The following is a 543-nucleotide window of genomic DNA, read 5'->3' on the forward strand; positions in this document are numbered from 1 at the left end:
AACGATGGCAGCCTGTGCCGGGGTAATCCCTGTTTTAGCAGTGTTCAATGCAATCGCATCGTTTTGAGTAGTTTGTTCGGATTGTAAGTTGGCAATATCAGTATCATTATCACTGATGTTCGCAGCATTAGTAGCTATTCCTGAAATATCCTGATCTCCAGTGTTCACACCAGAGGTATTCGCAACGATGGCGGCTTGCGCCGGAGTGATTCCAGTTTTGGCGGTGTTCAAAGCAATCGCATCATTCTGTGTGGTTTGTTCCAATTCCAAAGCATCAATATCAGAAGCATTGGTAACGATACCGGAAATATCCTGGTCACCTGTGTTGATCCCGGAGGTATTGGCGATGATGTCCGCTTGGGCGGTGGTGATTCCGGTTTTAGCGGTGTTCAATGCAATGGCATCGTTCTGCGTAGTCTGTTCGTTCTGTAAATCTATAATATCAGCATCGTTGGCTACAATGGCAGCATTGTTATTTGAAATGGCAGTTGCATTGGTAACGATACCGGAAATATCCTGGTCACCTGTGTTGATCCCGGAGGT

1 protein-coding gene is annotated in these 543 nt (G+C 46.0%); it reads right to left on the minus strand.

Annotated elements, in window-relative coordinates:
* Positions 1-543: hypothetical protein (locus R3X28_RS19225; RefSeq protein WP_317666511.1), on the minus strand; the 543-nt coding region annotated here is incomplete at both ends.

The sequence above is a fragment of the Maribacter sp. TH_r10 genome (assembly GCF_033101095.1).
In the GTDB taxonomy this organism is placed as follows: domain Bacteria; phylum Bacteroidota; class Bacteroidia; order Flavobacteriales; family Flavobacteriaceae; genus Maribacter_A; species Maribacter_A luteus.